This is a genomic window from Pectobacterium jejuense (genome assembly GCF_026800125.1).
GTDB classification, from domain to species: domain Bacteria; phylum Pseudomonadota; class Gammaproteobacteria; order Enterobacterales; family Enterobacteriaceae; genus Pectobacterium; species Pectobacterium jejuense.
In genome coordinates this window covers 281,340-306,106 of record NZ_JAPQKX010000006.1, presented here as the reverse complement: position 1 = coordinate 306,106, position 24,767 = coordinate 281,340, and the positions used below count along the sequence as shown (strand labels likewise).

Below are 24,767 nucleotides of genomic sequence, written 5' to 3'. Positions count from 1 at the left end.
GGGATGTCATCATGCAGTTACTGAATCTGAAACAAGCTCGCCTGCTGAGCTTTTTCTTTATTATGGGCGGCCTGCTTCTATTGCTGCCTTTACGCCTGCTGGCCTGCTTTATCGCCGGTTTTTTGGTGTATGAAATTGTGAATTTACTGACGCCCTATTTTCAACGGGTCATCAGCGGTAAGCGCGCCCGCTGGATCGTGGTCGCCGTGATCAGCACGTTGGTCGTCAGTCTGTTGAGTCTATTGTTTGGCAGTCTGGTCGGGCTGTTGATGCAGGAAATGAAGGATACGGCGGCCTTCAATGTGCGCATTGGCTATATCCTCAATGATATTCAGCAGCAGATCGTCCACTACTTACCGGGGTATCTGCCAGTCAGTATTGAAGAGCTCCAGCACGAGCTGCTGCAATGGGTTCAGGCACATATTGTGATGTTGCAGAACATGGGGAAAAGTTTTCTACATGGCTTTGTGACGATGCTGATTGGTATGGTGCTTGGCGCGATTGTCTCGCTTTATAACGTTGATAAAGACACGGAAAAACCGTTACTCAAAGCGGAGTTACTGCGCCGGGTTTCGCTGCTGTCGGCCTCGTTCCGCAACATCGTTTTCGCGCAGGTGAAAATCTCTGCGGTTAACACGGTGCTGTCTGCCATTTTCATTCTTGGCGCTCTGCCGCTGTGTGGTATCCATCTGCCGTTTGCCAAAACGCTGGTGGTGCTTACCTTCGTTTTCGGTTTGCTGCCGGTGATTGGTAACCTGATCTCCAATTCGATCGTTTTCCTGTCTGGCTTATCGCTTTCATTGCCGATTGCGCTGGTCGCGCTGGTGTATTTGATGCTGATTCACAAGTTTGAGTACTTCCTGAATGCACAAATCGTTGGGACGAGGATCAAAGCGCACGCGTGGGAAATCCTGCTGGCGATGTTGGTGTTTGAAGCGGCGTTTGGCTTGTCCGGTGTGATTGCAGCCCCGATTTATTACGCTTATCTGAAAAGCGAATTGAAAGAAGCCTCGTTGATTTAATGCTGCATGTTGGCAGGTGATTGATGCGAGCGCCTGCCATATCCTACCCGCTCAGTTAATCGAAATACGACGCGCTAAATGAATCAGCCCAATACGAGATTGGGCTGATTGTTTTTAGTTGATGACCGCTAATTGATGTCTGTTTTCAATCGACGCTTGTTTCAGTAAACGGCATTTTCAATAAATGAACGTCTTCAATTAATGCTGTGCAGTAGCAACCTGCGGTTTAGCCTCTTCCGACTGAACGCCTAACGGGTTGTTACCCCAGCACTTCTCATATTCCCAGCCCGTCAGCTCTTCTGCGACAGCGCGAGCATGAGCCGGAACATCGGCAATCGCGCCACCCGCTTTGATACGTGCAATCTCTTCCAACAGAATGGCGTGGTTCTTACGATCCAGCTTCATCTGCGTGGTGTAGTAAATCGCAACCAGAGCAAGACCGATAACACCCAGCGAGAACACGCCAACAATTGCCTGTACGGCAGTTTCTGGCTGCACTGACTGCCCGGAGACAAAGCCGAATTGGCTCAGCGTCCAGCCCATCGCGAAGACAATCACAGAGCGAACCATTTTACCGGCAAACGTCATGGCACCGGCGTAAATCCCTTCACGACGACGCCCGGTCAGAACTTCATCCACATCGGCCAGGAAGGTATAAACCGTCCACGGAATGTAGTAGATACCGCCCGTGCTCAGGCCAAATACGGCAGTAATCGCGAACAGAACAAAGATGGTCATGTCTTCTGACCAGTTAGCGAAATAGAGCGCGGCATACGCCATCACGCTGACAATCACCACCATCAGAGCCAGACGGAATGGTCGCGCAAAGCCCATTTTGACGCAGATACCGATGAAGGCAGCGGTAGAAATGAGCTGCATAATTGAGCTGAAGCTATTGAGGTGTGATACCAGCGCCGTGTTCTGCTTCAGACCAAAGACGATGAAGTAGGTGAACGCGGAAGCGAAAAGCCACTCAGCGCCAAAGCCAAACAGATACATCCCCAGATGCTTGCGGAAAATACGCAGACGGAAGGTGGAAACCATATCCACGCTCAGCTTTTTCATCGCTTGCCACAGGCTGGACGTGCTTTCACGGACGATTTCGTTGACCGGACGTTCCCAGGATGTCATGTACAGCGCGATCATCGCCGCACACATAATGGCACCGTAAACCAGACCGGTGTAGAAGAATGGCGTTGCTGAATCTTTACCGTAGATGGCAATAAACTGCCCTGGAATGAATGCTGCCAGGAAATTGGCGATTTTACCGAAAATGGCTTTAGAACCTGTCAGCTTAGAGCGCAGTTTAAAGTCAGAGGTCATTTCGGTAGCCAGCGTCTCATACGGCACCATGATCGAGGTGTAAATCAGCTCGAACAGCACGTACGTCGCCAGATAGTACCAGAAGCCAAAGCCTTCAACCCATAGCATGGGGTAGACCAGCACCAGCGGGACACCCAGCAAAATAAAGAAGCGGCGGCGGCCAAATCGGCGACCCACTCGGGTGTTATAGAAGTTATCGCTGATGTACCCCATGATAGGGTTACTGATCGCATCGATGATGCTGGCAACGGAGAAGATAGCAGCAGCCTGAACCAATGTTAACCCACAGAATGTGGTGTAAAAGTACATCAGCCATGCGCCGCTGATAGCAAGCGCGCCACTGCCAAGCAGGTTCGCGCTGCCGTAGCAGAACGTGTGTTTAAAAGAGATTGGTTTATTCATGATCAGCCTAATTACAAAGATGAAACAATATTTCAGTTCTATTGAACTATCATTTCTTTATCATTTGCTCTATTGAAAGGAAAGTAAACTGACGATCACGCTTTAGCGCGCTTTTAATGGCGATCTGTCAGACAGATCATGAAATAAGATATTTTAATTTGCTTTTTATAATTCTTTGATCGTGTCTTTGTGTTCTTAACTTACAAAGTATGTAAATTTATTACGGGAAAGCATTGTACGTGCAGATTGGCGGCGAGGCGATAAGTGGGCGCTGCCCCACAAATCGATAGCATGGTATGAAATAACGCATTGACCGCAGAGAGGAAATGTCGTCATCATCCCGCCCAGTTTACTTTATCGTATTCCCTCATCAGGAGCCGTAACGTGAGTCATTTGCTGGTCTATGCCATTATTTATGTGATTTTTATTGCCGTGGTTGGGTTGTTTGCTTTTCAGGCCTGGTTACCGTCTTCCGCACCGCGTGGGTTGAGAGATCGTGCAGGTATTTTGGTCGGGGTATTACGTTGCGTTACGCTGTTTCTCGTCGTTTCCGCACTGCAAATTTTGTTTCCCAATTCGCTGTTGGATAAGCTCGTTTGGCTGGTTGCCGTGGCGATGTTGTTGATCGCGGTCATCGGTGGTGGAATGAGTTGGTCATCGCTGCCGTGGCTGGATGAAACGAAGGGGAAAGGCCGCACTCTGGCGCTGGGTGTCCAAAGTGCGTTATACCTTGTGCTGCTAGGATTTATCGTTATTTAAAGTCTTGTACCAGTGCAGCCACGGTGTTCTTTGCGCCGTGATCGCGCAGCTTCAGATAAGCCTGTGCGATAGCGTTGAAGACATCGTGGTTTGTTGACAGATCTTCGCCGAAAATAGAACGAATATTGAGAAACGCGCTGACTCGCTCGGCGCTATCTGACGTTTCTTCAACGGCCTGTCTGAGTTTGTCAGCCAGCGGATCGCGGATCTCGATAGGGTTGCCTGCATCATCTTTTCCGCTGACATAACGCATCCAGCCAGCGATCCCTAATGCCAGACAGCGATAGTCTCCTCCATTACGCACATGCCAGCGTAGCGATTCCAGCATGCGCTGGGGCAGCTTTTGTGAACCATCCATCGCGATTTGCCAGGTTCGATGCTTGAGCGCTGGGTTGGAAAAACGAGTAAGCAACTGAACGGCATAATCTTTCAGGTCGATATCCACTACGCTGAGCGTTGGTGCCTGCTCCAGCAGCATGAGATGAGACACGGCGCGGCGATAGTTCTCGTCATTCATACAGTCGCTGACGTGATCATAACCGGCAAGATAGCCCAGATAGGCTAAAAACGAGTGGCTACCATTCAGCATGCGCAGTTTCATTTCTTCAAACGGCAGGACGTCATGCACCAGCTGCACGCCCGCTTTTTCCCACTCAGGACGTCCGGCAGTGAAATGATCTTCGATCACCCATTGAATAAAGGGTTCACAGGCTATTGCACAGGGATCGGCGACGCCAAGGTGATCGGCAATTTCCTGCAACGCTTCTGGCGTCGCGGCAGGGACAATGCGATCCACCATCGTATTCGGGAAAGAAACCTTGGCCTCGATCCAATCGATCAGGCTCTGATCGTTGAGCCCCGCAGATTCCAGCACGGCTGCTTTGGCCGTTTTGCCATTTTCCGGCACGTTATCGCATGAGAGGACGGTGAACGGCGCAATCCCACGCTCGTGACGTAAGCGCAGCGCTTCCGCCAGCAATCCCGGTACCGAAGCGGGATGACGAGGATCGATGAGATCCTGCTGAATCAGCTTATTGGTCCGATCCAACTTGCCGCTCGTCCCATCCATGCAATAGCCTTTTTCGGTAATCGTCAGGGAAACGATGGCGGTTTCTGGCGCGGCGAGTTTCTCAATAATTGCGCCAATGCCTTCTATTTTGGCATGTAACGATTCACACACGGCACCGACAACAATTGGCTGGTTGTCCGTCGCCGCTTTTTCTAACACGGTAAACAGATGATCCTGCTGGCGCAGCGCAGTGATCATGGTGTCGTCGCTGAACAGCACGACTTCACAAATTCCCCAGTCTCCTCCCACCATATTCAGCACGCGATCGGTGAGCAGTGCCTGATGCGCGCGATGAAAAGCACCAAAACCGATATGGACGATGCGTGGCTTCAGCGCCTTACGATCGTAGTGGGGGAATTGGACGCTAGCAGGCAATTCGCAGGTAGCGATATTTTTTATTTTATCAGTCATTTATTGCGCTTCGGGTGGGGGGATTTATAACGTTAAAAGTAGCTGTGATTTGCAGGCGGTGCAATACGTGACGCGCAGATAGGTTACGGTGCGCACGTTTTTTTCTCTGCGCAAATTTTAACGCTTTTTCAGATTGGGTTCAGCGGCGGATCACGGTTTTGTGAGGGGGCTTCAGCGTAATAATGTAACGCTGAAATTTAGTCTTGTTTTTACTAACTTATCTCCATTTCTTCTACATCATCAAGTGCTTTTCCCGATCGCTGTCTGCTATTTTGTCTGGATATTTTTCCCACTTCAACGATCAACAAAAAGGCCCGTAAGATGAAACTTTAATCCCTCGCGCTACATCATGGTTATGAATCTGAAGCGACAACGAAGTCCGCAGCCGTGCCGATTTACCAGACGACCTCTTACACATTTGATGACACGCAGCACGGTGCCGATCTGTTTGATCTGAAGGTGGCGGGCAATATCTATAGCCGTATCATGAACCCGACGAATGCGGTGCTGGAACAGCGGCTGGCGGCGATTGAGGGCGGCATCGGCGCGTTGGTGCTTTCCTCCGGTATGGCAGCAATTACGTATTCGCTTCAGGCGCTCACGCAGGTTGGGGACAATATCGTCAGTACCAGCCAGCTGTATGGCGGCACCTATAACCTGTTTGCCCACACGCTGCCGCGTCAGGGGGTTGAAGTACGGATGGCCTCTTTTGATGATTTTACGACGCTGGAATCGCTGATTGATGACCGCACTCGCGCTGTTTTTTGTGAATCTATCGGGAATCCGGCGGGAAATATCGTCGATATTGCGAAAATCGCGGAGATTGCGCATCGTCACGGCGTCCCGGTGATTGTTGATAACACGGTGGCGACGCCCGTGCTGTGCCGACCTTTTGAGCACGGTGCAGATATCGTCGTCCATTCACTGACCAAATACATCGGCGGTCATGGCACCACAATCGGCGGCGCGATTATCGATTCCGGCAAGTTTGACTGGGTCGCGAACAAAGCGCGTTTCCCGTTATTGAATGAGCCCGATCCGTCTTACCACGGTGTGGTGTATACCGACGCTTTCGGTCCGGCGGCCTATATTGGGCGCTGCCGCGTGGTGCCGCTGCGCAATACCGGCGCGGCGCTTCCTCCTCATAGCACGTTCTTGCTGTTGCAGGGCCTGGAAACTCTCAGCTTGCGCATCGAACGCCATTGCAGCAATGCCGAAGCGCTGGCTGGCTACCTGAATCAGCATCCGCTGGTGACCTGGGTGAACTACGGCGCGTTGCCGGATAGCCCTTATAAAGCAAACTGCGACAAAATTACCTCGGGTAAGGCGTCTGGGATTATTAGCTTTGGCATTAAAGGCGGGAAAGCATCAGGGGGGCATTTTATTGATGCGCTGAAGATGATTTTACGACTGGTCAATATTGGCGATGCCAAATCGCTTGCGTGCCATCCGGCAAGTACCACGCATCGGCAGTTAAATGCGGAAGAGCTGGCAAAAGCGGGCGTGAGTGAGGATCTGGTCAGAATTTCGGTCGGCATTGAGCACATTGACGACATCATCGCTGATGTGGCGCAGGCGCTGGAAGCCTCACAGAAAATGTAAACGGTAGGGATATTAGAGAAACGCGTTGGAAACCTGAATGGGTTTCCAACGCGTCATCGGTGATTACGAACGGTTAGCGTCAGCTGCGGTCGTCGTCTGTGCTTCAACCGGTGCGGCATTTTGCACGGCATTTAGGCTATCTTGCGGCTGTGCTTCTGGTGCAACAGGTGCCGCAACAGATTCAACCGGAATTGCTGGCGTGGCTTGTTCGATCAGACCATTGATTTTGGTCGGCATACCAGAACGTCTCTGGATTGCCTGATCAACTTCGCTGGTGTTCACGCTGGCGTCGGCCAGAACTTTGCTCACTTTTGGCGTCATGCTGATCGGTGCCGGAGAATCAGAATGGAATTCTTCTACCGTGCGAGACAGCGGATTGTGAACTTCAACATAGCGTGAACCATCTGGCTCAACGGTGGCTTTCACTGGCTCATTGATGAACTGAACGCGCGTACCGACCGGAACGTTGTTGAACAGATATTTGATATCATCGTCGCGCAGACGAACGCAGCCGTGGCTTACGCGCAGACCAATACCGAAGTTGGCGTTGGTACCGTGGATCGCGTACAGGTTACCGATGTACAGCGCATACAGCCCCATTGGGTTATCTGGGCCTGCTGGGAAAACTTTTTGCAGGGTTTCACCGCGTGCCGCATATTCTGCGTGCATCTTCGCGGTTGGCGTCCAGGTTGGGCCCGCTTTCTTGCGCTGAACAGACGTTGTCCAGTTAATCGGCGTATCTTTACCTAACTCACCAATGCCGATTGGCAGCACGACCACAGTCTTGGAGCCTTTCGGATAGTAGTACAGACGCATTTCTGCGCTGTTGATGACAATGCCTTCACGCGGTGCATCTGGCAGAATCAACTGATGAGGAATGACCATTTTGCTGCCGGGAATCGGCAGGTAAACGTCCGCATCTGGGTTGGCTTCCATCATGTTGCTCAGGCCCATTTGGAACTGTGCTGCGAAATGTTCCAACGGCTGTGTGCTATCTTCCGGTACGGTGATTTCGATATTCTCGCCTACCAGTCGGCTGTTAGCCGCAGGCAGAGGATAAACAACGGCAAAAGCGGCCTGGCTGAATGCGGCGGCTGCAAGAACTAAAGTAAAGATCGCGCGAATACTCATTTTCGTTTCTTTATTTGAGTGGTAAATGCACCCCCCGAATCAGGAGGCTGGTCTGCTAGGGTCGCCATGACGACCGGATGCGCATTATATGTGCAGAATGGCCTCCGAGGGAAACAACATGTGTAACTAATCACACTTTTTGGCGCATGAATGAGAAAGTAAGCAGCGTAGAGTGAACCGCGACTCAATTTTTCCCGTCTAACGTGGGTTTTTGAAAGCGGCGATTAGCCAGTACCGGGAGAATCTGACGGGCATACGCCAGCCGTTCTAGGTCAATGTCGGCATAGATGAGAGCCGGTGTTTCCGGAGCCTGAACCACGACAACGCCTAAAGGATCGACCACCATGCTGTTGCCGATATTCTTGACGCCGCACTCGCCAACGGCGACGAGATAGGTCGTGTTTTCCAGTGCTCTGGCGCGCACCAATAATTCCCAATGCGCTTCTTTCAGCGGCCCCTTAATCCAGGCGGAGGGAAGAACGAGTACGTCTGCGCCGTCCAGCACCAAGCGGCGTGCAAGCTCGGGGAAGCGAATGTCATAGCAGGTCATCAGTCCGACGTTCAGCCCGGCGATGCTCAACAGCGGCGGAACCTCTTCGCCTGCCAGTACGTTTTCCGATTCCTGTACGGAAAATGCATCGTACAGATGCAGCTTCCGGTATTGAGCAACGATCTCGCCGTTGCGCAGTGCCAGCAGCGTGTTCCAGACTTTCCCTTCGCCATTCGGGATATGCACACACAGCATGGTTGTCAGATTGCTGCCCTTACTGGCTTCCAGCAGATGCGAGATAAACGGGCCATCAAGCGGTTGAGCCGCAGTGAGCACCATGTTGGGATTGGTGATATCGCGAGCCAGCACGCCTTCGGGCAGCACCAGCAGGTCGGAACCGTTTTGCTGTGCTGCCGACATAAACTCAGTGATGGTCGTGGCGTTTTGCTGCCACTCGCGGTCAACGGCGAATTGTCCCAGTGCGACTTTCATGCTTGCTCCTTCGTGGCCCGATTAATCGCGCTTGGCTGGCATCATGCGCAGCAGCGTGTTGTCTTTCATAACATAGTGGTGGAACAGGGCAGCGGCGGTATGCGCGGCAATGAGCCAGTAGCCTAATGGCGCCAGCGTTTCATGCCAGCCGATCAGCGTTTCAGCCAGATCGAAATTCGGCGTTGCGGCTGTTGGCATGCCGATACCAAAAAGCATCCAGTCCCGGCCGCTGTAATAGCGTGAGGCAACGCCCAATATCGGCAGCGTGATAAACAGCAGGTAAATAACCGCGTGGGTGAGCGAACCTAGCGCGCTTTGCCAGCGAGGAGGCTGTGGCGTAATGGCGGGCGAGGTGTGCCGATGGCGCAAGAACAGGCGAGCCAGCATGAGAACCAGTATGGCTACGCCGCAGCTAAAGTGCGTCACCATCATCACGGTGCGCAGCAGCGAACCGCGTTCTGCAAATCCGCGTAGCTCGATGGTGGCATAAGTCACAACGAGCAACAGAAAAACCAGCCAGTGCAATGCAATCTGCGATGGTGCGAACTTTCCTTTCATGTTTCGTCCTCTGCGACGTTGAGAGCGGTTTGACACCGTAACGAGCGAATAATCTCATAAAGTATAAGGTAACTTGCGTCTTGTCAGCCCCTCTTTACCATGCCTGACAAACTGGGCCATCCGCGCTGGATTCTTCGGTATTCACCTCGTTCGGATCGGGGAAAACGCAACGGCCCGTAAGGGTGGCGGCCAAGGATGGCACGCCATAAAAAAACCGGCCGAAGCCGGTTTGGGGGAACGATTATTCCTGCGGGTTTTTTTCTGCCTTACCTGCCATCATTGTCAGGAAGTCAAAGCGACGACGCAGATCCAGCTCCGCTTCTTCATAGAGCTGTGCGGTTTCTTCCGGCATCATGTTATTCAGGCGGCGGAAGCGTTGCTCTTTCATCAGCGTTTCACTCAGGCTGCTTGATGGCGGACGAGAATCGGTGACCAGCGCGGCTTTCCCTTCTTCGGCACGACGCGGGTCGAAGCGGTAGAGCGGCCAGAAGCCCGTTGCCGTCAATTGACGCATCTGATCGTGGCTGAATGCCAGATCGTAGCCGTGTTCTTCGCATGGGCTGTACGCGATAATCAGTGATGGGCCCGGCCAGGCTTCGGCTTCCTGAATCGCTTTCACCGTCTGGTTCAGCTGTGCGCCCAGTGAAATCTGCGCGACATACACGTGACCGTACATCATGACGTTGATGCCGAGATCTTTACGCGCTTTGCGTTTGCCTTTCTCGCCAAACTTGGTGACTGCGCCCAGCGGCGTCGCTTTGGACTGCTGTCCGCCGGTGTTGGAGTAGCATTGCGTATCCAGCACTAGCACGTTGACGTTTTCGCTCAGGCTCATGACGTGATCCAGCCCGCCGTAGCCGATATCGTACGCCCAGCCGTCACCGCCGATAAGCCAGATAGATTTATCGACAAAGTGGTCGGCTTCGCTCGCCAGCACCTTGGCGTCGTTATCATTGATAGCTGCCAGCAACCCACGTAGCTGTTCAATCTGCTGACGGCGCAGATCGGGCACAATGGACTCTTCTTGCAACGCGTTAACCAGATCCGGCGGCAGTTGCGGTGCCAGTTTGTTGAGCAGGCGAACGGCACGTTGGCGGTGCTGATCGACGCTCAGGCGGAAGCCCAGACCGAATTCGGCGTTATCCTCGAACAGCGAGTTAGCCCAGGCCGGGCCGCGGCCGTTGGCATCTGTCGTCCACGGCGTGGTGGGCAGGTTACCGCCATAAATAGAGGAACAGCCCGTCGCATTCGCGACCAGCAGACGATCGCCATAGAGCTGCGTCAGCAGCTTGATGTACGGCGTTTCGCCACAGCCGGAACAGGCACCAGAGTACTCGAACAGCGGCGAAATTAGCTGAGAAGTGCGGATATCGATACGTTCCAGCGTGGATTTGTCGATTTCCGGCAATTGCAGGAAGAAATCGTAGTTCTCTTTCTCTGCCGTCAGATTATCCAGACGGGATTCCATATTGATGGCTTTGATTTCTGGGTTCTGACGGTCTTTGGCCGGACACACTTCCACACACAGGTTACAGCCAGTGCAGTCTTCCGGGGCGACCTGCAACACGTATTTCTGGCCGCGCATGTCGCGGGCTTTCACATCCAGCGATTGCAGTGAAGCAGGTGCATTTTCCATCGCATCAGGCTGGACGACTTTGGCGCGGATAGCCGAATGCGGGCAAGCAGCGACGCAGTGGTTACACTGCGTACAAAGCTGCGGCTGCCACAGCGGAATCTCTTCCGCGATATTACGTTTTTCCCACTTGGTGGTGCCAGTCGGCCAGGTGCCATCAGGCGGAAGGGCAGAGACGGGCAGCGTATCACCCAAGCCAGCCAGCATCGCGGCCGTGACGGTCTTGACGAAATCGGGCGCGGCGTCGGAAACCACTGGCGGGCGCTGCGGGCTGTCTGGATTGACGGCTTCCCGCGGCACTTCTGCCAGCGCTTCCAATGTGGCGCTCAGCGCCTGCCAGTTACGTTCAACCAGCTCCTGACCTTTACTGCCGTAGCTCTTGGCGATGGCGGTACGCAGTTTTTCCACCGCGACATCGGCTGGCAGAATCTGTGACAGGTGGAAGAACGCCATCTGCATGACGGTGTTGATGCGCGCGCCCAGATGACACTCGCGGGCAATCTTGGCGGCATTGATGCAGTACACGCGAGCGTTGCGCTGATTCAGCCCTGCCTGCACTTCCTGCGGCAAACGGTGCCACAGATCGTCGCTGCTATACGGCGAGTTGATCAGGAAAACGCCGCCGGGCTTAAGCCGTTCGACCATACTGTACTTATCAATAAACTGCCACTGATGACAGGCGACGAAATCAGCCTGATCGATCAGGTAGGCTGAGTTGATCGGGTGCGGGCCCACACGCATGTGGGAAACGGTCAGGCTACCGGCTTTCTTCGAGTCATAGACAAAGTAGCCCTGTACAAACATCGGGGTGGTTTCACCGACGATTTTGATCGCGTTCTTGGTCGCAGAAACGGTGCCGTCACTGCCCAGACCGTAGAACAGGGCTTCGAGCGATGCGCCGCTGGGAAAATGCTGTTCCGGCAGCGGCAGAGACAGATTGGTGACGTCGTCATAAATCCCGACAGTGAAGCGCGGTCGTGGGTTAGCAAGCGCTAACTCATTAAAGATCGCCTGTATGCACTGCGGGGTAAATTCTTTGGAAGACAACCCATAACGGCCACCAATCACGCGCGGCATGAGTGAACGCTCACCTGCGGAGAACGCCTCTGCCAGCGCGGTCATCACATCGAGATACAGCGGTTCTGCTAGCGCACCTGGCTCTTTCGTACGGTCCAGCACCGCGATGCTCTTCGCCGTTTGCGGAATAACGGCCAACAGATGTTTGGCGGAGAACGGACGATACAGGCGGATTTTCACCACGCCGACTTTCTCGCCGCGCGTTAGCAGCGTATCGATCACTTCTTCGCAGGTGCCGACGCCGGAACCCATCAGGACAACGATTTTGGTCGCTTCCGGGTGGCCGTAGTATTCAAACGGCTGATACTGGCGACCTGTCGCGGCGGCGAAATCGTTCATCGCCTGCTCAACGTGCTCATAAGCCGCGTCATACCAGCGGTTAGTGGCTTCGCGCGCCTGGAAGAAGGTATCCGGGTTAGAGGCGGTACCACGAATCACAGGACGTTCCGGTGTGAGCGCTCGCTCACGGTGTGCGTCAATGGATGCCTGTGGCAGAAGCTGGCGGATCACGTCATCGCTCAGCGGCTCAATTTTATTAATTTCGTGTGAAGTACGGAAACCGTCGAAGAAATGGATAAACGGCAGGCGGCTGTTCAGGCTGGCGATTTGCGAAATCAGCGCAAAATCCTGCGCTTCCTGCACATTGCTGGCGCACAGCATGGCACAACCCGTCTGGCGCACGGCCATGACGTCCGAGTGATCGCAGAAGATAGAAAGCGCATGCGTCGCAACCGTACGGGCAGCGACGTGCAGGACGAATGGCGTTAGTTCACCGGCCAGCTTATACAGCGTGGGGATCATCAGCAGCAGACCCTGCGATGAGGTGAACGTGGTGGCGAGTGTGCCCGTCTGCAATGCGCCGTGGACGGTAGCGATCGCGCCGCCTTCCGATTGCATTTCAACAACGCGGGGCGTATCTCCCCATATATTCAGCCCGCCGTCGCTCGACCAGGCGGCTGCGTGTTCAGCCATGCTGGAGCTGGGGGTGATGGGATAAATGGCGATGACTTCATTGGTTCGCCAGGCCACGGAGGCGACTGCGTTATTACCGTCGGTGGTGATCATGACTTATAGCCTTCTTGCTCACTAAGCCTTTCATTTTACATGGTCTTTTCGGGCGATGAAAATGATTGGGCATAAACGAAATACGATTTTTATCGGGTGATTATCGCATTTCAGGAAAAAAGAGGGTGGAACGATGTATGCGGAGTTGTATCAAACTGTGTTTTATCCCCGTCATACTTCAAGCGATCTTTCTACGCGCGGTGTTCGTATGAAGGAGAGCCCGCGTTTCCTAAAGCTGGGCATATCATACACCTCAGAGCGGATTGATGTCTTTTTGTACCTATTGAAGGGTATCGCCGCATGATTTTGTTTGCTCATTACTGCCATGACAGGTAGCGTGCTTATACTAAAATAACATCTGTAATCAATGTATGAAGGAACCGAACGATGGCAAATGATGAAATAAAAAATAAATTGGTTTCCGTACTGGCTTCACAACAGGCGCAGGGAAAAACGCCAGAACAGGCCGTCGAACACATCCTCCAGGCATTGGGTGGACGGGCTAATGAGGTGTCCCGTATTTCGATTTTGACGTCGACATTAATCGCCGATGTGCTGTATACCGTGTATCAGGATGAGATAACACACCAGCAGATTGCGGTTATTCTACGCAAACTGTGTTACGCCGCCCGTGACATTGCCACTGCATTACACGCCATTTATCCCCAACTCACCGCCAATGAAATCGGCCAGCTTTTGCAGAGCCCGGAGATTTATCCGACGATCGATCGCGCCGCATTGCTTGATGCGCTGACCTACGCCACTTTTTCCAAAGCGGAAAGTGAGCAGGTTGCTGACGCTCTCGGCATTTAATATCAGAACACTTTGCTACCGGATTGCTACCGGAACAGAACCGACAATCAGCCAGCCAAGCTTGTGATTTTCCTATCGCCGCTATCCGTTCGTTATGGGATGTGTCACCAGCCTGTGTAACAGGTTTTTAATCCACTGGCTGGCTTCCGAACGGCTATTGCGGCGATGGCTGTATATCTTCACGCGATAGGGTGGCACGGTGAAAGGCAAGGCGTGAATCCGTAGCGGTAGGAGTTGCGCAAAGATTGTCGCGACGTTGCGTGGTAATGCCATGATCAGCGTTGAATCGGCGATGATAAACGGCGCACTCATCATGGATGGCGTTTTTAGTGCGATATGGCGTTTCTTGTTGAGCTTATCCAGCGCGTAGTCAATCACCCCACGTGACTCATTCCAGGGCGTCACGACAAGATGCCGGGCGGCGAGGTAATCATCCAGCGTAAGCGCCTCGCCTGACGGATAACCCGCGGCGGTGATGATGACATAGCTGTCTTCAATCCAGTCTATCTCCTCAATTTCCCTGTTCTCCGATTGCGTCATATCGGTGAACCCTAAAGCAAAGTCGATTTTCCCTGCCAGCAAATCCGTAATCGCGACCTTCTGCGGTGAATAAACCAGATTGAATTTGATATGGGGTGCCAGCTTTTCCATGTGCGCCATCAGGGTTGGAAACACCGAGAACGCGGTGTAATCGGTGATGGAAAAAGTGAAACTTTCCGTGCTGCGGGCGGGATTAAAGCGTGGGCGCGGCGTCAGACCTTGCGTTAACAGCGCCAGACTTTCCGCGATCGGCTCTGCAATATCGTCCGCCACTACGGTCGGATGCATGGTGTTGCCAACCCGAAAAAATAGCTCGTCGTAAAACGTATTGCGCAAACGCGTCAGCGCGTGGCTGACCGCCGATGCGCTCATCGCCAGCTCTTTTGCCGCTGCGGCGACGGATCGATGCTGGTACACGCTGTTAAATACCACCAGTAAATTTAAATCGATACGCCGTAAATCCAGATGCATAATGTTCATCAGTCGCTGTAGAGAATGCAGTTCATACAGTATTTTTAATCCGGTAGCATGGCAAGCCTTGGTCATGGTTAGCATTGGAAAAATTAGCACCGGAGAAGAGAGACGTTATGAACCCAGCCCTTATGAACCCAGCCGTTATGAACATAGTCATCCGCCCCGCGCAGAAATCAGATGCGAGTGTGATTCTGGATTTAATTATCGAGCTTGCCGTGTATGAGAAAGCGCGCCACGAAGTGCTGGCCTCGCTTGAGGATATTGAGCGCTCGCTATTTGGCGAGGGGGCGACGGCTGAAACGCTGATTTGCGAGATTGATGGCAAGCCCGTCGGCTATGCGATTTTCTTCATGAGCTATTCAACCTGGTTGGGGAAATATGGCATCTATCTGGAAGATCTCTACATTGCGCAGGCGTACCGTAATGCGGGAGCGGGCAAAGCGCTGCTGAAACAGGTTGCGCGTCTTGCTCAGGAAAGGCAGTGCGGACGACTGGAATGGAGCGTGCTGGACTGGAACCAACCCGCGATCGATTTCTATAAGAGCATTGGCGCGAAGCCACAGGATGAGTGGGTTCGTTATCGGATGGACGAGAAGGGCATCGCTGATTTTGTCACGGCATCGTAACGGTGTCGCTCCTGCCAGCCTAAAGGCAGCAGGAGCCCGTCAATTAACGCGTTGACGCCGCCAACGTGGTGCCTGCCAGAATAAAGATCCCGCCCGTCGAGCGGTTAAATAGCTTGATGCGACGCGGGTTGGAGAAAAGGCCCGATAAACGACGGCCGGTGCAGGCATAGATGAACATTATGCTGAAATCGAAGACCGCCCAGGTCACAGCGAGAATAATGAGCTGTAAGGCGTGCGGAGCGCTGGTATCGATAAAATTGGGGAAGAGCGCGGCGAAAAACAGCAGATCTTTCGGATTACTGATCCCGACCAGAAAGCCTTTGCGGAATAGTGGAAACCAGCCCGGAGCCGAGGCTTCCGGCACGTCCTGCTCCGCAGTGCTCATATCCTTAGAACGCCATGACGCGATGCCCAACCAGATGAGATAAACCGCACCAATAATTTTTAATACCATGAAGGCGGTAGTTGACGCCGCGAGGATGGCACCTAACCCCAATGCTGAACAGGACATCAAAATCATTGCCGCGCTGACGCCGCCGAGTACAGTTGCGGTTGCGCGTGAAGCGCCGTAGCGTAAACCGTGCGACATGCTTATCAAGGCGGATGGGCCCGGAATGGCAATCAGGGCGATGATGATGCCTGTATAAGCCAGCCAGAGGTGAAGGCTCATGGTTTCTCCTGCGTGTAGTTCACTGTAAAAGCGACATTGAGAGCGGTGATGTGAAGCGATATATATTCACATACCTATCGCTATTTTCCAACGCGCGATAGTAACAGAAAAGGGGCCGATAGCGCTCGCCCTCTTTATCAAGATTCTGTTGCTGACGCTGGTGCGAAGCACAACGATAAACGGGGCATTTGTATGAAATCTCCCCGCCTTCTGATTGGTCAGGGAGAACTGTTGAGCATGAAAATAATCAGTAAACTGCGCCTGATATTATTCCTTCACGCTTAAATCGATATCGCCAAAATAGCGTTTCTGTATTTTCGCATATATGCCTTTTTGAACGATATCTTTCAGCCCTTGATTGATGAGCTGTTTTGTTTCCGTATCGTCTTTGCGTATACCGTATGCAGAACCGAGGCTAAATAAATCCGCATCGGTTACTTCCGGGCCTTTTAGTTCAAAATCTTTACCCTGTGGGGTTTTTAAAAATCCAAACGCGACGGCAACCGACGGACACAGTGCGCCTTCCACTCTTCCTGACTGTAAATCCTCATAAATAGCTTCCTGATCGGGATAGTTTTTAACAATCACCCCGGCGGGTAGCCAATATTTATTGGCGTAGGCTTCCTGAATGGTGCCTTGCTGTACTGCGATATTTTTCCCGCGCAGCAGTTCAGCTTGGGGAAGAAGATTGGAGTCTTTCCTTGCGACCAGCTTGGTGGGAACGTGGAAAACGTAGTCACTGAAATCTATCGATTCCTTTCGCTTACGTGTCACGCCAAGTGGCGCAATGACGTCTATTTTTTTGGCGAGAAGGGCGGGAATCTGGGAATCGAACGTGTTCACGATATAGTCACACTTTGCATTTACCGATTTACAGATAGCATCAGTTACCTCGATTTCAAACCCCGATGGATTACCATTTTTATCCATGCTCTGAAAAGGGGGATACGTTAAATCGACGCCGATACGCAGTATGTCTGATTTGGCAAATGCAAAGGGAGAAATAGCAAAAATGACAACGATCTTCAGGAGAGATAATTTTCTGAACATAGCAGTAACACCTCTTTTTAGTCGTATAAAATGAATATCAACATTCCGGTATTCGTATTATCACCAGTGATTGGACGTAAATTGGAACGCACATTGTCATCCAGTTCACGTTTGAAAAACTGACGTTAATTTACACTTGAAATTATAACAAATTGTTATTATTTGCTTTCGTGATGTAAAATTGCGCTATCGGTGATGTCCAAACGTGTAAACAGGAAATACATCCCAGTGGATGATTTCATTTTGGCGGGGTGCTGATGTTCATTGCATACCGAAAACCGACCTGAGCGAGTTTTCGGTATTTTAATCTATTAACCTTACTAAATGTGCCAATAATACGGTGGAGTTGGCAACCTTGAAGGTGAGCGCTACTTGTAGGTAAACCGATAATCGACAATATACGTGCCGAGTTCATTGACTCGCGCGGTGATCCATAACGTATCCATTCCTTGCCTTCTTTTTTTAAACAGCATTTCTCTGTTGGTACATAGCTGTTTAAATTGCCCAGTATGGACATCTTTAACCCATATGCCAGCTTCGCAACGACTACTTTTCCCTGTGGATGGCCCAGGAAAAACAATCTCATAATCGGATGTGTAATTAATCACGTCATCGGGGAACAGATAAACGTACACGTCAAAAATATTCACGATAGAAAGAAACCCCAACACAAAGCCATACAGGAACATTTCGAGCATATGCTTTAGTTTCTTCTTTACCGATCGAGAGTAGAGCGTACGGCCAGCAAAGATAAGCCCCAAAACGATCCCAAAGGTAAGGTAGATGGTGAAGTCAGGGAGTGACTCGATCAGTATCGTACGACGTGACAGCTGCGAGGCCCAAAGCATGTACCAGAAAATAGATAGCATGATGGATAATACGAGGAGAGTAACGAGAAAATCCTTCGACAATAAATAAGTTATCGTTTTTTTATAGAGACGGCGCATCTATCCATGACCTGTATCAACAGCGTGTTTTGTCGATATTTTACATGACTTCAAACATGTTTGCTTATTTCAGAATCAGATCGGGGGGCGGTACAATATGTTCGTGTTCAGCTAGTCAGAATACCCAAGCTTGATCCCTGTCCATGCTGTGGAGTAGCCTTCTACAAGGTTCTTCAGGGCCAGTAACGGCCATTCCCGCAGCGGTAGAGATCCTGCTGTGAAGGGTATAGCTGGGTTATTACAGGCATAAAAAAACCGCTGAACCTTGCGGTTAGCGGCTTTTTCACGTTTCCGGCCTTATCTGGTAATAACCGGAATCTAAATTGGTGGAGCTGGGGGAATCTGTGTTAGCTTTGTAACTGCATGTATATAATAAATATTTTTTAATTCAGGTTTCATGGGTATACCAATTTTGTTATGTAAGATTCATCGATGGCTTTTTATCAAGTAGTACATTCATCATCAACGCGAAGAAAAAACTTTTTCTAGGAAAACTGTTCACACTGTGCACTCTGGTAATTTTATCTTTTTTTTCAGTTGGATAGGTCGTGAATACTTCACTGTTCACTTTTTTTGAGCTAATCCAAAATGCTACGCTGAAGTAAAATTAAGGCTCCATCGGAAAAATATAAAATGATAAGGGGATTACTCAGGCACATTTTTATCTTCAGAATTAGACTGTGTTCTTTTGCTGTATTTCTCAATCTGAGAATTGATAAGTGCAACATATTGAATACGCTTCTGTGCTTGTGTCATTGGTGACTTATCAATTGTATTAATGATCGCTTGTACTTCCTCGTTGACACCACGGCCAGTTAGTCCATCAAAAACTGTTTTTGCTTGTATGACAATAAATCCTACTAGAGATATAGTTGATTTTGAGTAATTATTGGACTCCATACCTAATGCTAAAATTATCCCAGGATATGCTCCTGTTGCACACCATGCTAGTGCAGCTACGACATATCCAATAGCTGTACGAACTGGGTGATAAAATGTAAGGATATTTAAACCTGTATTTAAAAATTTAGATATCATATCAGAATTTATCATTTGGCAAATTCTCCGGCATCTTTAAGCCCATGCTCTTTTGTGTTGGTGCCAATGCCTTTGAGTATTTGGCGGCCACCACCAGTAATATCTTCATCGTCTTGGTTTATACTGATGAACTGTATTAACTGGAGCGCTTCATATCGATTTGCACCAAAGTATCCTTTATGTACCCGATAAGCGGTGATACGTTCGAGACACTCAAGGATAATCATATAACCTAGCAATATGAATATAGGTACGTTTGAAAAGCCCATAAATATTGCTAATAAGAAAGCTATGATCATGCCCATGAACGTCACTAATTTTGCCTTGAAAATATTAAGTTTAACTTTGATTAAGAAAATCTCAGTTAGAGTTTGTTTTTTTGATTTATGTTTTTGTGTGCTCTCATTTTTTTCAATTTCAATTTTTTCAATGACTTTAACTAGCAAGCGAATAATTAAGGTGTTTATAGTTGATGACAGTAATGATTTTTTTCTTAAGTAATTTATTCTCTTTCTATAAATTAATTTAACGTATTCAGATGGTTGATCTTCAATCTCCTTTTCTATTGATTTAAATGCTCGTTCTGTCGAGAAACCTGCAACTAGAGAGCTAATGGCACCCACCACAGTACACACGACTGATACAATCTCACTATATTTATTCGTAAAAAGAAAACCAACTGCTATAGTGGAGAGTAAAATAATTGCAAATATAATGTATTTGGGTTTGTTGTTTATTAACTTTGGCATCTTGATTAAATATACCTCTAAGTGAAATTACTGTGAGAAATGTTTAGTCTTCATCTGTCCGCTTAATCTTATAACGAAATCTTAAGGGTTTAAATACTGTTTTTTTGCTATGAGTACTTTTTACTTGCGATTAATTGGGATGAACGTTATTGGTGGTTGTAGGTTGGCTTAATATTTTGTATTTAACTGTTAGTAGTACTAGATAGACCGGCATCGCCGGTCTGAGGTTGGTTATTTTGTTGCGGGCTCATCGCACTTCGGCAGCCAGTCGCCGTTACTTTCCTCTTTCAGTGTCAGATTAGTCTGTATACCCTGATTTGTTCGCCGCCTGTCATAGTTCAGGCCGTACTCTTTGAGCATGGTGGGTAATCCCTTGCCGAACATCGTCAGGCTCAGGGTGTTTTGTAGCCGTGTGCCTCCATGTACACCAGATAGGCGTGATACAGGTAAAGTCGTGGCTGGCGCGGAATAATGTTGGCATTACCCATATACATGCCGTCAGCGTCAGGCAGTGCCTCCAGATAGCCGCAAAAATCAAACGCCGGGTCGGCGTCGCGCTTGGTGCTGAGCGCCTCGCCGGAGTTCTGCTGCGACTGGAGCAGCGTGCGTGCGGTCATCGGGTCGCTGAACCGCTGTATGAGCTGGCGAACTATGACGGCCAGTTCGCGGGCGATTTTGCCCTTAAGATGCGGGTCACGCTCCTGCGGGGCGATCTGCTCGGGGAAGTGGATGATGACCCGGCGACGGGACACGCCTCCGCTGCGGTCAGTAAAGCGCATCGGGTTATTGTTCACGGCCAGAATCACCGCCGGGATATAGGCCGAATAGGCGTCGCGGTATTTCGGGTCGACCGACACCGCATCGCCGCCGGTGATGGCCTTAAGTCCTGCGCCGTCACCGCTCCATTTCTCCTGGTCAGGCAGGCGTATCAGCGAGAAGCCAATCAGCGCCGCGCGCTCACGTGGTGATTCCAGCGTCTCGATGGTCGATGACGTGGCGTTGTCCTCCCCGGCAAGCAGGGTCGCAATTTCGGCCAGAATACTTTTACCGCTACCACCGGGGCCGGTCACTTCTAGAAAGAGCTGCCAGTCGTAGCGGTTCGCCAGCACCATAAAAAGCGCAGCCAGAATCACGTCGCGCTCATTCGCGCTTTCCTGCTGCGCATTCGTGCCCTGGAAATGAAGGGGGAAAGCGCACCGCAATCTGTGGCCATCGGTGAACTGCGTGATGCCCTCAACCGTCAGGGCAGTCTGTATCACTTCGATATGAAACACGAGCCGGTGCTATCCGTGACGGGCATGCATCGCCCGCAGATTACCTGTGTGGATATGGAACTGTTACACAGCCCAGCGAAGAGAATGATGCTCGGCAGAAAGCTAGCTGAGAATGGCGGCACTAAGGTGGAGGCATAAGTATGTTTCACTGTCCGTTCTGCAAAACCAGTGCGCACGCCCGCACCAGTCGTTATCTGTCTGAGAACGTCAAACAACGCTATCACCAGTGCGTGAATATCGAGTGCTCGGCAACTTTCCGCACGCTTGAATCTGTTGACGGGGTTATCTGTTCACCGCCGACAGAGCCGGTCATCCCTGCGTCCGAACCGGCGGCCACCGTTAACCGTGCTGGCGCTTAAGCACGACCAGTCATCAGGAGAAACTTACGTGACCACACTGACGCTACAGAAAGCCTTTGAGGCCTGTCAGGCAAACAAATCCGCCTGGCTGCAACGCAGGGAAGAACTGACGCAGGCCGAACAGTCATACCGCGAAATAATCGCCACCGGTGATGACAGCCGTGTCCGGAGTCTGCAAACTCTTCGCGATATTATTGGGGTAAAGAAATGGGAAATTAATCAGACTGCCGGTCGCTATATCCGGTCGCATGAAGAGGTGCAGCGTATCAGCATCCGTAACCGGCTGAATGATTTTATGCAGGTGCATGGGGCGGAGCTGGCCGCAGCGCTCGCACCTGAATTAATGGGCTATAACAGCCAGCATCCCGCCGTCAGAAACTGCGCCATGCAGCACTCGGTCGACTATCTGCGCGAGGCACTTAATGTCTGGCTGGCCGCCGGTGAAAAAATTAATTATTCTGCGCAGAATAATGACATTTTAACGGTCATCGGATTCAGGCCTGACGGGGCTTCGCAGGATGATAATCGTGAAAAACTCACACCCGTACAGAACCTGAATTTCACTCGCCAGCGCGCAGAACTGGTTGCACAGCAGACCGCTCAATAACTCCCGAAAATCCCGCCATTTTTCCGTAAAATAGTCATGCATCCTAAGGTGTATGGCTTTGCATTTGTTTTGCCGACACTTAATGCCCCGCAAGCGCCAGCACTGGCGAGCCCTGAGGTCGTTAATGCACATGCATTAAAAGCGACCTCTTAAGCGGGCAGGCGTGGCGGGGAGAGCATTGCGCGCCATCGGTAAAGTGTTTATTTAATTCTATTTAATTTCGCGGCCTGAGCGATTCGCTGTGCTGTGCTGCGCTGTTCGAGGGCGTGGCAAGCTTTGAGGCAGTCAGGGGAGGAATCAGCTATAACTGTCCGCTGTTCCGTGCTAAAAAAATTCCTCTGAAGTTGAGTGAGGAAAAGTGCTAACAGGATGATTCTATATGGTGTCTCACGTTTATGAGGAGACACCATACTTTTATGTATGGGGTAAATATGACAGACAATCCTGATAAGAAAACAGTTATATCTTGGATTACATGTCTCATATAACTTATTTTACATAAGTAGTATGATTTTTCAGAGTAAATGTTAGGTTCTATCAGGTGAGGATTTTATGGCTAGAAATGATACAGTTCTGTTAGATGGAATTATTGATGATCGTGTATATAACAAATCGCCATCAAATGATCGAGGTACAGTGTTCGAATATTTATCATTGGAGCAAATTCTTAAAGAATATGATCTCTCAGCAGAAGAAATCAATCATGGATGGGTAGATGGCAAGTTTGATGGTGGAATTGATGGCTTTTATATATTTGTAAATGGTCACTTATTAGTAGATGCAACTGATTTCTCATGGCCTAAAACTAGTTCTGAGCTATCAGTATGGATTATTACGTGTAAGCATCATGATACTTACAAACAAGCTACATTGGATAGCTTAATTGCGAGTATAACTGAATTGTTTGATTTTAGAATAAATACAGATGATTTGAATGGGAGTTATTCTGAAAAAATATTGTCTATGAGAGAGGGTTTTATTTTAACTTATAAAAAACTATCTCCTCGCCTATCCACATTTAATGTTAATTATATCTATGCATCTAGAGGGGATGGTGCTGACGTTGGAGAGTCTATTATTAGTCGAGCAGAGCAAGTTAAAACGATAACCTTAGATTCTTTTGGTGAGTGTAATGTCAGCTTTAGTTTTATAGGAAGTAAGGAGTTAGTTTTATTATATAGGCAAATACCAAATTTCTCTCTTGAGCTCCCTTTTCTAGAGGTTTTTTCAAGAGGGGAAAAATATGTCATGTTATCTACTTTGAATGATTATTATAAATTCATTAGTAATGATGGTGTTCTTCGTAGGTATTTGTTTGATTCAAATGTTCGTGATTTTATGGGGCTGAATTCAGTTAATGAAGATATTAAAGATACTTTAAGAAATATAAACTCACCGGATTTTTGGTTGTTGAATAATGGGGTTACTATCCTTGCCACATCTGCAAGTGTAATCGGGAAATCTATAAACATGGAAGATATACAAATAGTGAATGGACTTCAAACAACAGAGTCCATTTTTAGGTATTTTAGTGAAGGGGGAGAGGATGTAAATAATAGGACTGTATTAGTGAAGGTGATAGTGTCAAAAGATGAAGTGTTAAGGGACTCAGTAATAAGAGCTACAAATAATCAAACGGCTGTTCAATCTGCATCTTTGCATGCGACTGATAAAATTCAGAGAGACATAGAGGATATACTAATCCGTTCAGGGTTTTATTATGAAAGAAGGAAGAATTTCTATAAAAACCAAGGTGTTTCAGTCTCTGAGATTATGACGCCATTATATCTTGCATCATGCTACACGTGCCTTATACTCAAACTTCCATATAAATCTTCACGTATGAATTCACGAATTCTGAAAGAAAAAGATGTGTATGATTTAATATTTTCTCCTCAATCCTCTATCAAAATCTGGCCGAAAATTGCACATATCTTTAGGACCGTGGATGAAACATTGAGGGGGGCAAGAACAGAAAACTATGGGGAAGGTTTTATTAAAAGATGGAGATTTATAGTTGCATTTATTTCAGTTGCAAGAGTTTTGAAAACATTTAATATTAATGAGAGTAGTATCAATACCATCACAAACGATAATTTTAATGCTGAATTAGTTATTGATACATGGGGCTTTATAAGTGGAACAAACATTGCCAATCTTAATGGCTCGAAAAGAATATCAGTTCGGAATACATTTGAAATATTGAAGAAAGCGCTAGATAGATATGGTATATCTGATTTAAAAGCAGTTGAGAGGAATAACTCACTAACAAAATATGTTAATGGTTCTCACTACATAAAAAATAAAGATATAAATGAAATTAATGAAGAGCTAATGGAAAAAATAAAGTTGAAAATGCCCAAGCAACCTTGGAAGCCTCGTGTACATGTAGATGTCATAAAAGAGATAGGATGTACTGGGAATCAGTTTTTTTATGCAATAAATAAGCTGATTAGTGATGGATACTATTACAGGCAGGTAGATGGCGTATTGTATGATTTAGGCGACAATGTTGTAGCCGTAGATGAGGATAGAGTAGATCTCTCTACTCTAAAATTAATTGATAAGTGAATCTGTTAATGAGCA

Annotated in this window: 19 protein-coding genes and 2 pseudogenes; 8 read left to right on the top strand and 13 right to left on the bottom strand. The window is 49.3% G+C overall.

What is annotated here, in order from left to right:
• The first annotated feature begins 11 nt into the window (after positions 1 to 11).
• Complete coding sequence (locus NXT09_RS13505) at positions 12 to 1,022, top strand: AI-2E family transporter (RefSeq protein ID WP_205553407.1); 1,011 nt, start codon at positions 12 to 14, stop codon at positions 1,020 to 1,022.
• A gap of 198 nt (positions 1,023 to 1,220) precedes the next feature.
• On the opposite strand, the gene NXT09_RS13500 is transcribed toward NXT09_RS13505, so the two are convergent.
• Entirely contained in the window at positions 1,221 to 2,747 is a 1,527-nt protein-coding gene (locus NXT09_RS13500) for an MFS transporter (protein ID WP_039274273.1), read from the bottom strand.
• A 384-nt stretch (positions 2,748 to 3,131) separates the two neighbouring features.
• Between NXT09_RS13500 and NXT09_RS13495 the strand changes: the two genes are divergently transcribed.
• Complete coding sequence (locus NXT09_RS13495; protein WP_205553396.1) at positions 3,132 to 3,506, top strand: hypothetical protein; 375 nt, start codon at positions 3,132 to 3,134, stop codon at positions 3,504 to 3,506.
• Here the strand turns inward: NXT09_RS13495 and NXT09_RS13490 are convergent.
• Positions 3,499 to 4,986: a mannitol dehydrogenase family protein gene (locus NXT09_RS13490; RefSeq protein ID WP_268580009.1), complete on the bottom strand. Its 1,488-nt coding sequence runs from the start codon at positions 4,984 to 4,986 to the stop codon at positions 3,499 to 3,501. The genes NXT09_RS13495 and NXT09_RS13490 overlap by 8 nt on opposite strands.
• Positions 4,987 to 5,319: 333 nt before the next feature.
• Between NXT09_RS13490 and NXT09_RS13485 the strand changes: the two are divergent.
• Positions 5,320 to 6,588, top strand: a pseudogene (locus NXT09_RS13485) (O-acetylhomoserine aminocarboxypropyltransferase/cysteine synthase family protein); the annotation flags it as partial.
• A gap of 63 nt (positions 6,589 to 6,651) precedes the next feature.
• Here the strand turns inward: NXT09_RS13485 and NXT09_RS13480 are convergent.
• From NXT09_RS13480 to nifJ, 4 genes are all read right to left on the bottom strand, one after another.
• Positions 6,652 to 7,719, bottom strand: coding sequence for a L,D-transpeptidase family protein (locus tag NXT09_RS13480; protein ID WP_240584563.1), 1,068 nt, complete (start codon positions 7,717 to 7,719; stop codon positions 6,652 to 6,654).
• A gap of 184 nt (positions 7,720 to 7,903) precedes the next feature.
• Complete coding sequence (locus NXT09_RS13475) at positions 7,904 to 8,701, bottom strand: deaminated glutathione amidase (protein WP_268580008.1); 798 nt, start codon at positions 8,699 to 8,701, stop codon at positions 7,904 to 7,906.
• A gap of 21 nt (positions 8,702 to 8,722) precedes the next feature.
• Positions 8,723 to 9,259, bottom strand: a complete 537-nt coding sequence (gene cybB / locus NXT09_RS13470) for a cytochrome b561 (protein WP_039487812.1) — start codon at positions 9,257 to 9,259, stop codon at positions 8,723 to 8,725.
• Between the two features lie 241 nt (positions 9,260 to 9,500).
• Complete coding sequence (gene nifJ, locus NXT09_RS13465) at positions 9,501 to 13,034, bottom strand: pyruvate:ferredoxin (flavodoxin) oxidoreductase (protein WP_268580007.1); 3,534 nt, start codon at positions 13,032 to 13,034, stop codon at positions 9,501 to 9,503.
• A 387-nt stretch (positions 13,035 to 13,421) separates the two neighbouring features.
• On the opposite strand from nifJ, the gene NXT09_RS13460 reads away from it, so the two are divergent.
• Entirely contained in the window at positions 13,422 to 13,847 is a 426-nt protein-coding gene (locus NXT09_RS13460) for a hypothetical protein (RefSeq protein WP_205553379.1), read from the top strand.
• Between the two features lie 81 nt (positions 13,848 to 13,928).
• Here the strand turns inward: NXT09_RS13460 and NXT09_RS13455 are convergent, their stop codons facing one another.
• Positions 13,929 to 14,867, bottom strand: a complete 939-nt coding sequence (locus NXT09_RS13455; protein WP_268580048.1) for a LysR substrate-binding domain-containing protein — start codon at positions 14,865 to 14,867, stop codon at positions 13,929 to 13,931.
• A 137-nt stretch (positions 14,868 to 15,004) separates the two neighbouring features.
• On the opposite strand from NXT09_RS13455, the gene NXT09_RS13450 reads away from it, so the two are divergent.
• Positions 15,005 to 15,487 carry a GNAT family N-acetyltransferase gene (locus NXT09_RS13450; RefSeq protein WP_205553377.1) on the top strand — a complete coding sequence of 161 codons (483 nt, stop codon included), beginning with the start codon at positions 15,005 to 15,007 and terminating at the stop codon, positions 15,485 to 15,487.
• A 43-nt stretch (positions 15,488 to 15,530) separates the two neighbouring features.
• On the opposite strand, the gene NXT09_RS13445 is transcribed toward NXT09_RS13450, so the two are convergent.
• From NXT09_RS13445 to NXT09_RS13420, 6 genes and pseudogenes are all read right to left on the bottom strand, one after another.
• A complete protein-coding gene (locus NXT09_RS13445) occupies positions 15,531 to 16,157 on the bottom strand; it encodes a LysE family translocator (protein ID WP_268580006.1) in 627 nt (208 codons plus the stop codon).
• A 267-nt stretch (positions 16,158 to 16,424) separates the two neighbouring features.
• Positions 16,425 to 17,207, bottom strand: coding sequence for a transporter substrate-binding domain-containing protein (locus NXT09_RS13440; protein WP_109410796.1), 783 nt, complete (start codon positions 17,205 to 17,207; stop codon positions 16,425 to 16,427).
• 368 nt (positions 17,208 to 17,575) lie between these two features.
• Positions 17,576 to 18,154, bottom strand: a complete 579-nt coding sequence (locus NXT09_RS13435; protein WP_268580005.1) for a hypothetical protein — start codon at positions 18,152 to 18,154, stop codon at positions 17,576 to 17,578.
• Between the two features lie 645 nt (positions 18,155 to 18,799).
• A complete protein-coding gene (locus tag NXT09_RS13430; protein WP_268580004.1) occupies positions 18,800 to 19,207 on the bottom strand; it encodes a hypothetical protein in 408 nt (135 codons plus the stop codon).
• Positions 19,204 to 19,941: a hypothetical protein gene (locus NXT09_RS13425; protein ID WP_268580003.1), complete on the bottom strand. Its 738-nt coding sequence runs from the start codon at positions 19,939 to 19,941 to the stop codon at positions 19,204 to 19,206. Before NXT09_RS13425 ends, NXT09_RS13430 begins: the two co-directional genes overlap by 4 nt.
• 231 nt (positions 19,942 to 20,172) lie before the next feature.
• Positions 20,173 to 21,080: pseudogene (locus NXT09_RS13420) on the bottom strand (DNA primase family protein); the annotation flags it as partial.
• Positions 21,081 to 21,355: 275 nt separating this feature from the next.
• Between NXT09_RS13420 and NXT09_RS13410 the strand changes: the two are divergent.
• The 3 genes from NXT09_RS13410 (at position 21,356) to NXT09_RS13400 (ending at position 24,752) form a co-directional block, all read left to right on the top strand.
• The gene (locus NXT09_RS13410; protein ID WP_268580002.1) at positions 21,356 to 21,574 is read left to right on the top strand and encodes an ogr/Delta-like zinc finger family protein; all 219 of its coding nucleotides are present in this window, start codon (positions 21,356 to 21,358) and stop codon (positions 21,572 to 21,574) included.
• Between the two features lie 28 nt (positions 21,575 to 21,602).
• Entirely contained in the window at positions 21,603 to 22,181 is a 579-nt protein-coding gene (locus tag NXT09_RS13405; RefSeq protein ID WP_268580001.1) for a phage polarity suppression protein, read from the top strand.
• A gap of 552 nt (positions 22,182 to 22,733) precedes the next feature.
• Positions 22,734 to 24,752 carry an AIPR family protein gene (locus tag NXT09_RS13400; RefSeq protein ID WP_268580000.1) on the top strand — a complete coding sequence of 673 codons (2,019 nt, stop codon included), beginning with the start codon at positions 22,734 to 22,736 and terminating at the stop codon, positions 24,750 to 24,752.
• Positions 24,753 to 24,767 lie beyond the last annotated feature (15 nt).

What these genes read in the sequence shown, in the direction of transcription:
- NXT09_RS13505 (WP_205553407.1), top strand. Translation starts at nt 12, where the DNA reads ATGCAGTTACTGAATCTGAAACAAGCTCGCCTGCTGAGCTTTTTCTTT.
- NXT09_RS13500 (WP_039274273.1), bottom strand. Translation starts at nt 2,747, where the DNA reads ATGAATAAACCAATCTCTTTTAAACACACGTTCTGCTACGGCAGCGCG.
- NXT09_RS13490 (WP_268580009.1), bottom strand. Translation starts at nt 4,986, where the DNA reads ATGACTGATAAAATAAAAAATATCGCTACCTGCGAATTGCCTGCTAGC.
- NXT09_RS13480 (WP_240584563.1), bottom strand. Translation starts at nt 7,719, where the DNA reads ATGAGTATTCGCGCGATCTTTACTTTAGTTCTTGCAGCCGCCGCATTC.
- NXT09_RS13475 (WP_268580008.1), bottom strand. Translation starts at nt 8,701, where the DNA reads ATGAAAGTCGCACTGGGACAATTCGCCGTTGACCGCGAGTGGCAGCAA.
- cybB (WP_039487812.1), bottom strand. Translation starts at nt 9,259, where the DNA reads ATGAAAGGAAAGTTCGCACCATCGCAGATTGCATTGCACTGGCTGGTT.
- nifJ (WP_268580007.1), bottom strand. Translation starts at nt 13,034, where the DNA reads ATGATCACCACCGACGGTAATAACGCAGTCGCCTCCGTGGCCTGGCGA.
- NXT09_RS13460 (WP_205553379.1), top strand. Translation starts at nt 13,422, where the DNA reads ATGGCAAATGATGAAATAAAAAATAAATTGGTTTCCGTACTGGCTTCA.
- NXT09_RS13455 (WP_268580048.1), bottom strand. Translation starts at nt 14,867, where the DNA reads ATGAACATTATGCATCTGGATTTACGGCGTATCGATTTAAATTTACTG.
- NXT09_RS13450 (WP_205553377.1), top strand. Translation starts at nt 15,005, where the DNA reads ATGAACATAGTCATCCGCCCCGCGCAGAAATCAGATGCGAGTGTGATT.
- NXT09_RS13445 (WP_268580006.1), bottom strand. Translation starts at nt 16,157, where the DNA reads ATGAGCCTTCACCTCTGGCTGGCTTATACAGGCATCATCATCGCCCTG.
- NXT09_RS13440 (WP_109410796.1), bottom strand. Translation starts at nt 17,207, where the DNA reads ATGTTCAGAAAATTATCTCTCCTGAAGATCGTTGTCATTTTTGCTATT.
- NXT09_RS13435 (WP_268580005.1), bottom strand. Translation starts at nt 18,154, where the DNA reads ATGCGCCGTCTCTATAAAAAAACGATAACTTATTTATTGTCGAAGGAT.
- NXT09_RS13430 (WP_268580004.1), bottom strand. Translation starts at nt 19,207, where the DNA reads ATGATAAATTCTGATATGATATCTAAATTTTTAAATACAGGTTTAAAT.
- NXT09_RS13425 (WP_268580003.1), bottom strand. Translation starts at nt 19,941, where the DNA reads ATGCCAAAGTTAATAAACAACAAACCCAAATACATTATATTTGCAATT.
- NXT09_RS13410 (WP_268580002.1), top strand. Translation starts at nt 21,356, where the DNA reads ATGTTTCACTGTCCGTTCTGCAAAACCAGTGCGCACGCCCGCACCAGT.
- NXT09_RS13400 (WP_268580000.1), top strand. Translation starts at nt 22,734, where the DNA reads ATGGCTAGAAATGATACAGTTCTGTTAGATGGAATTATTGATGATCGT.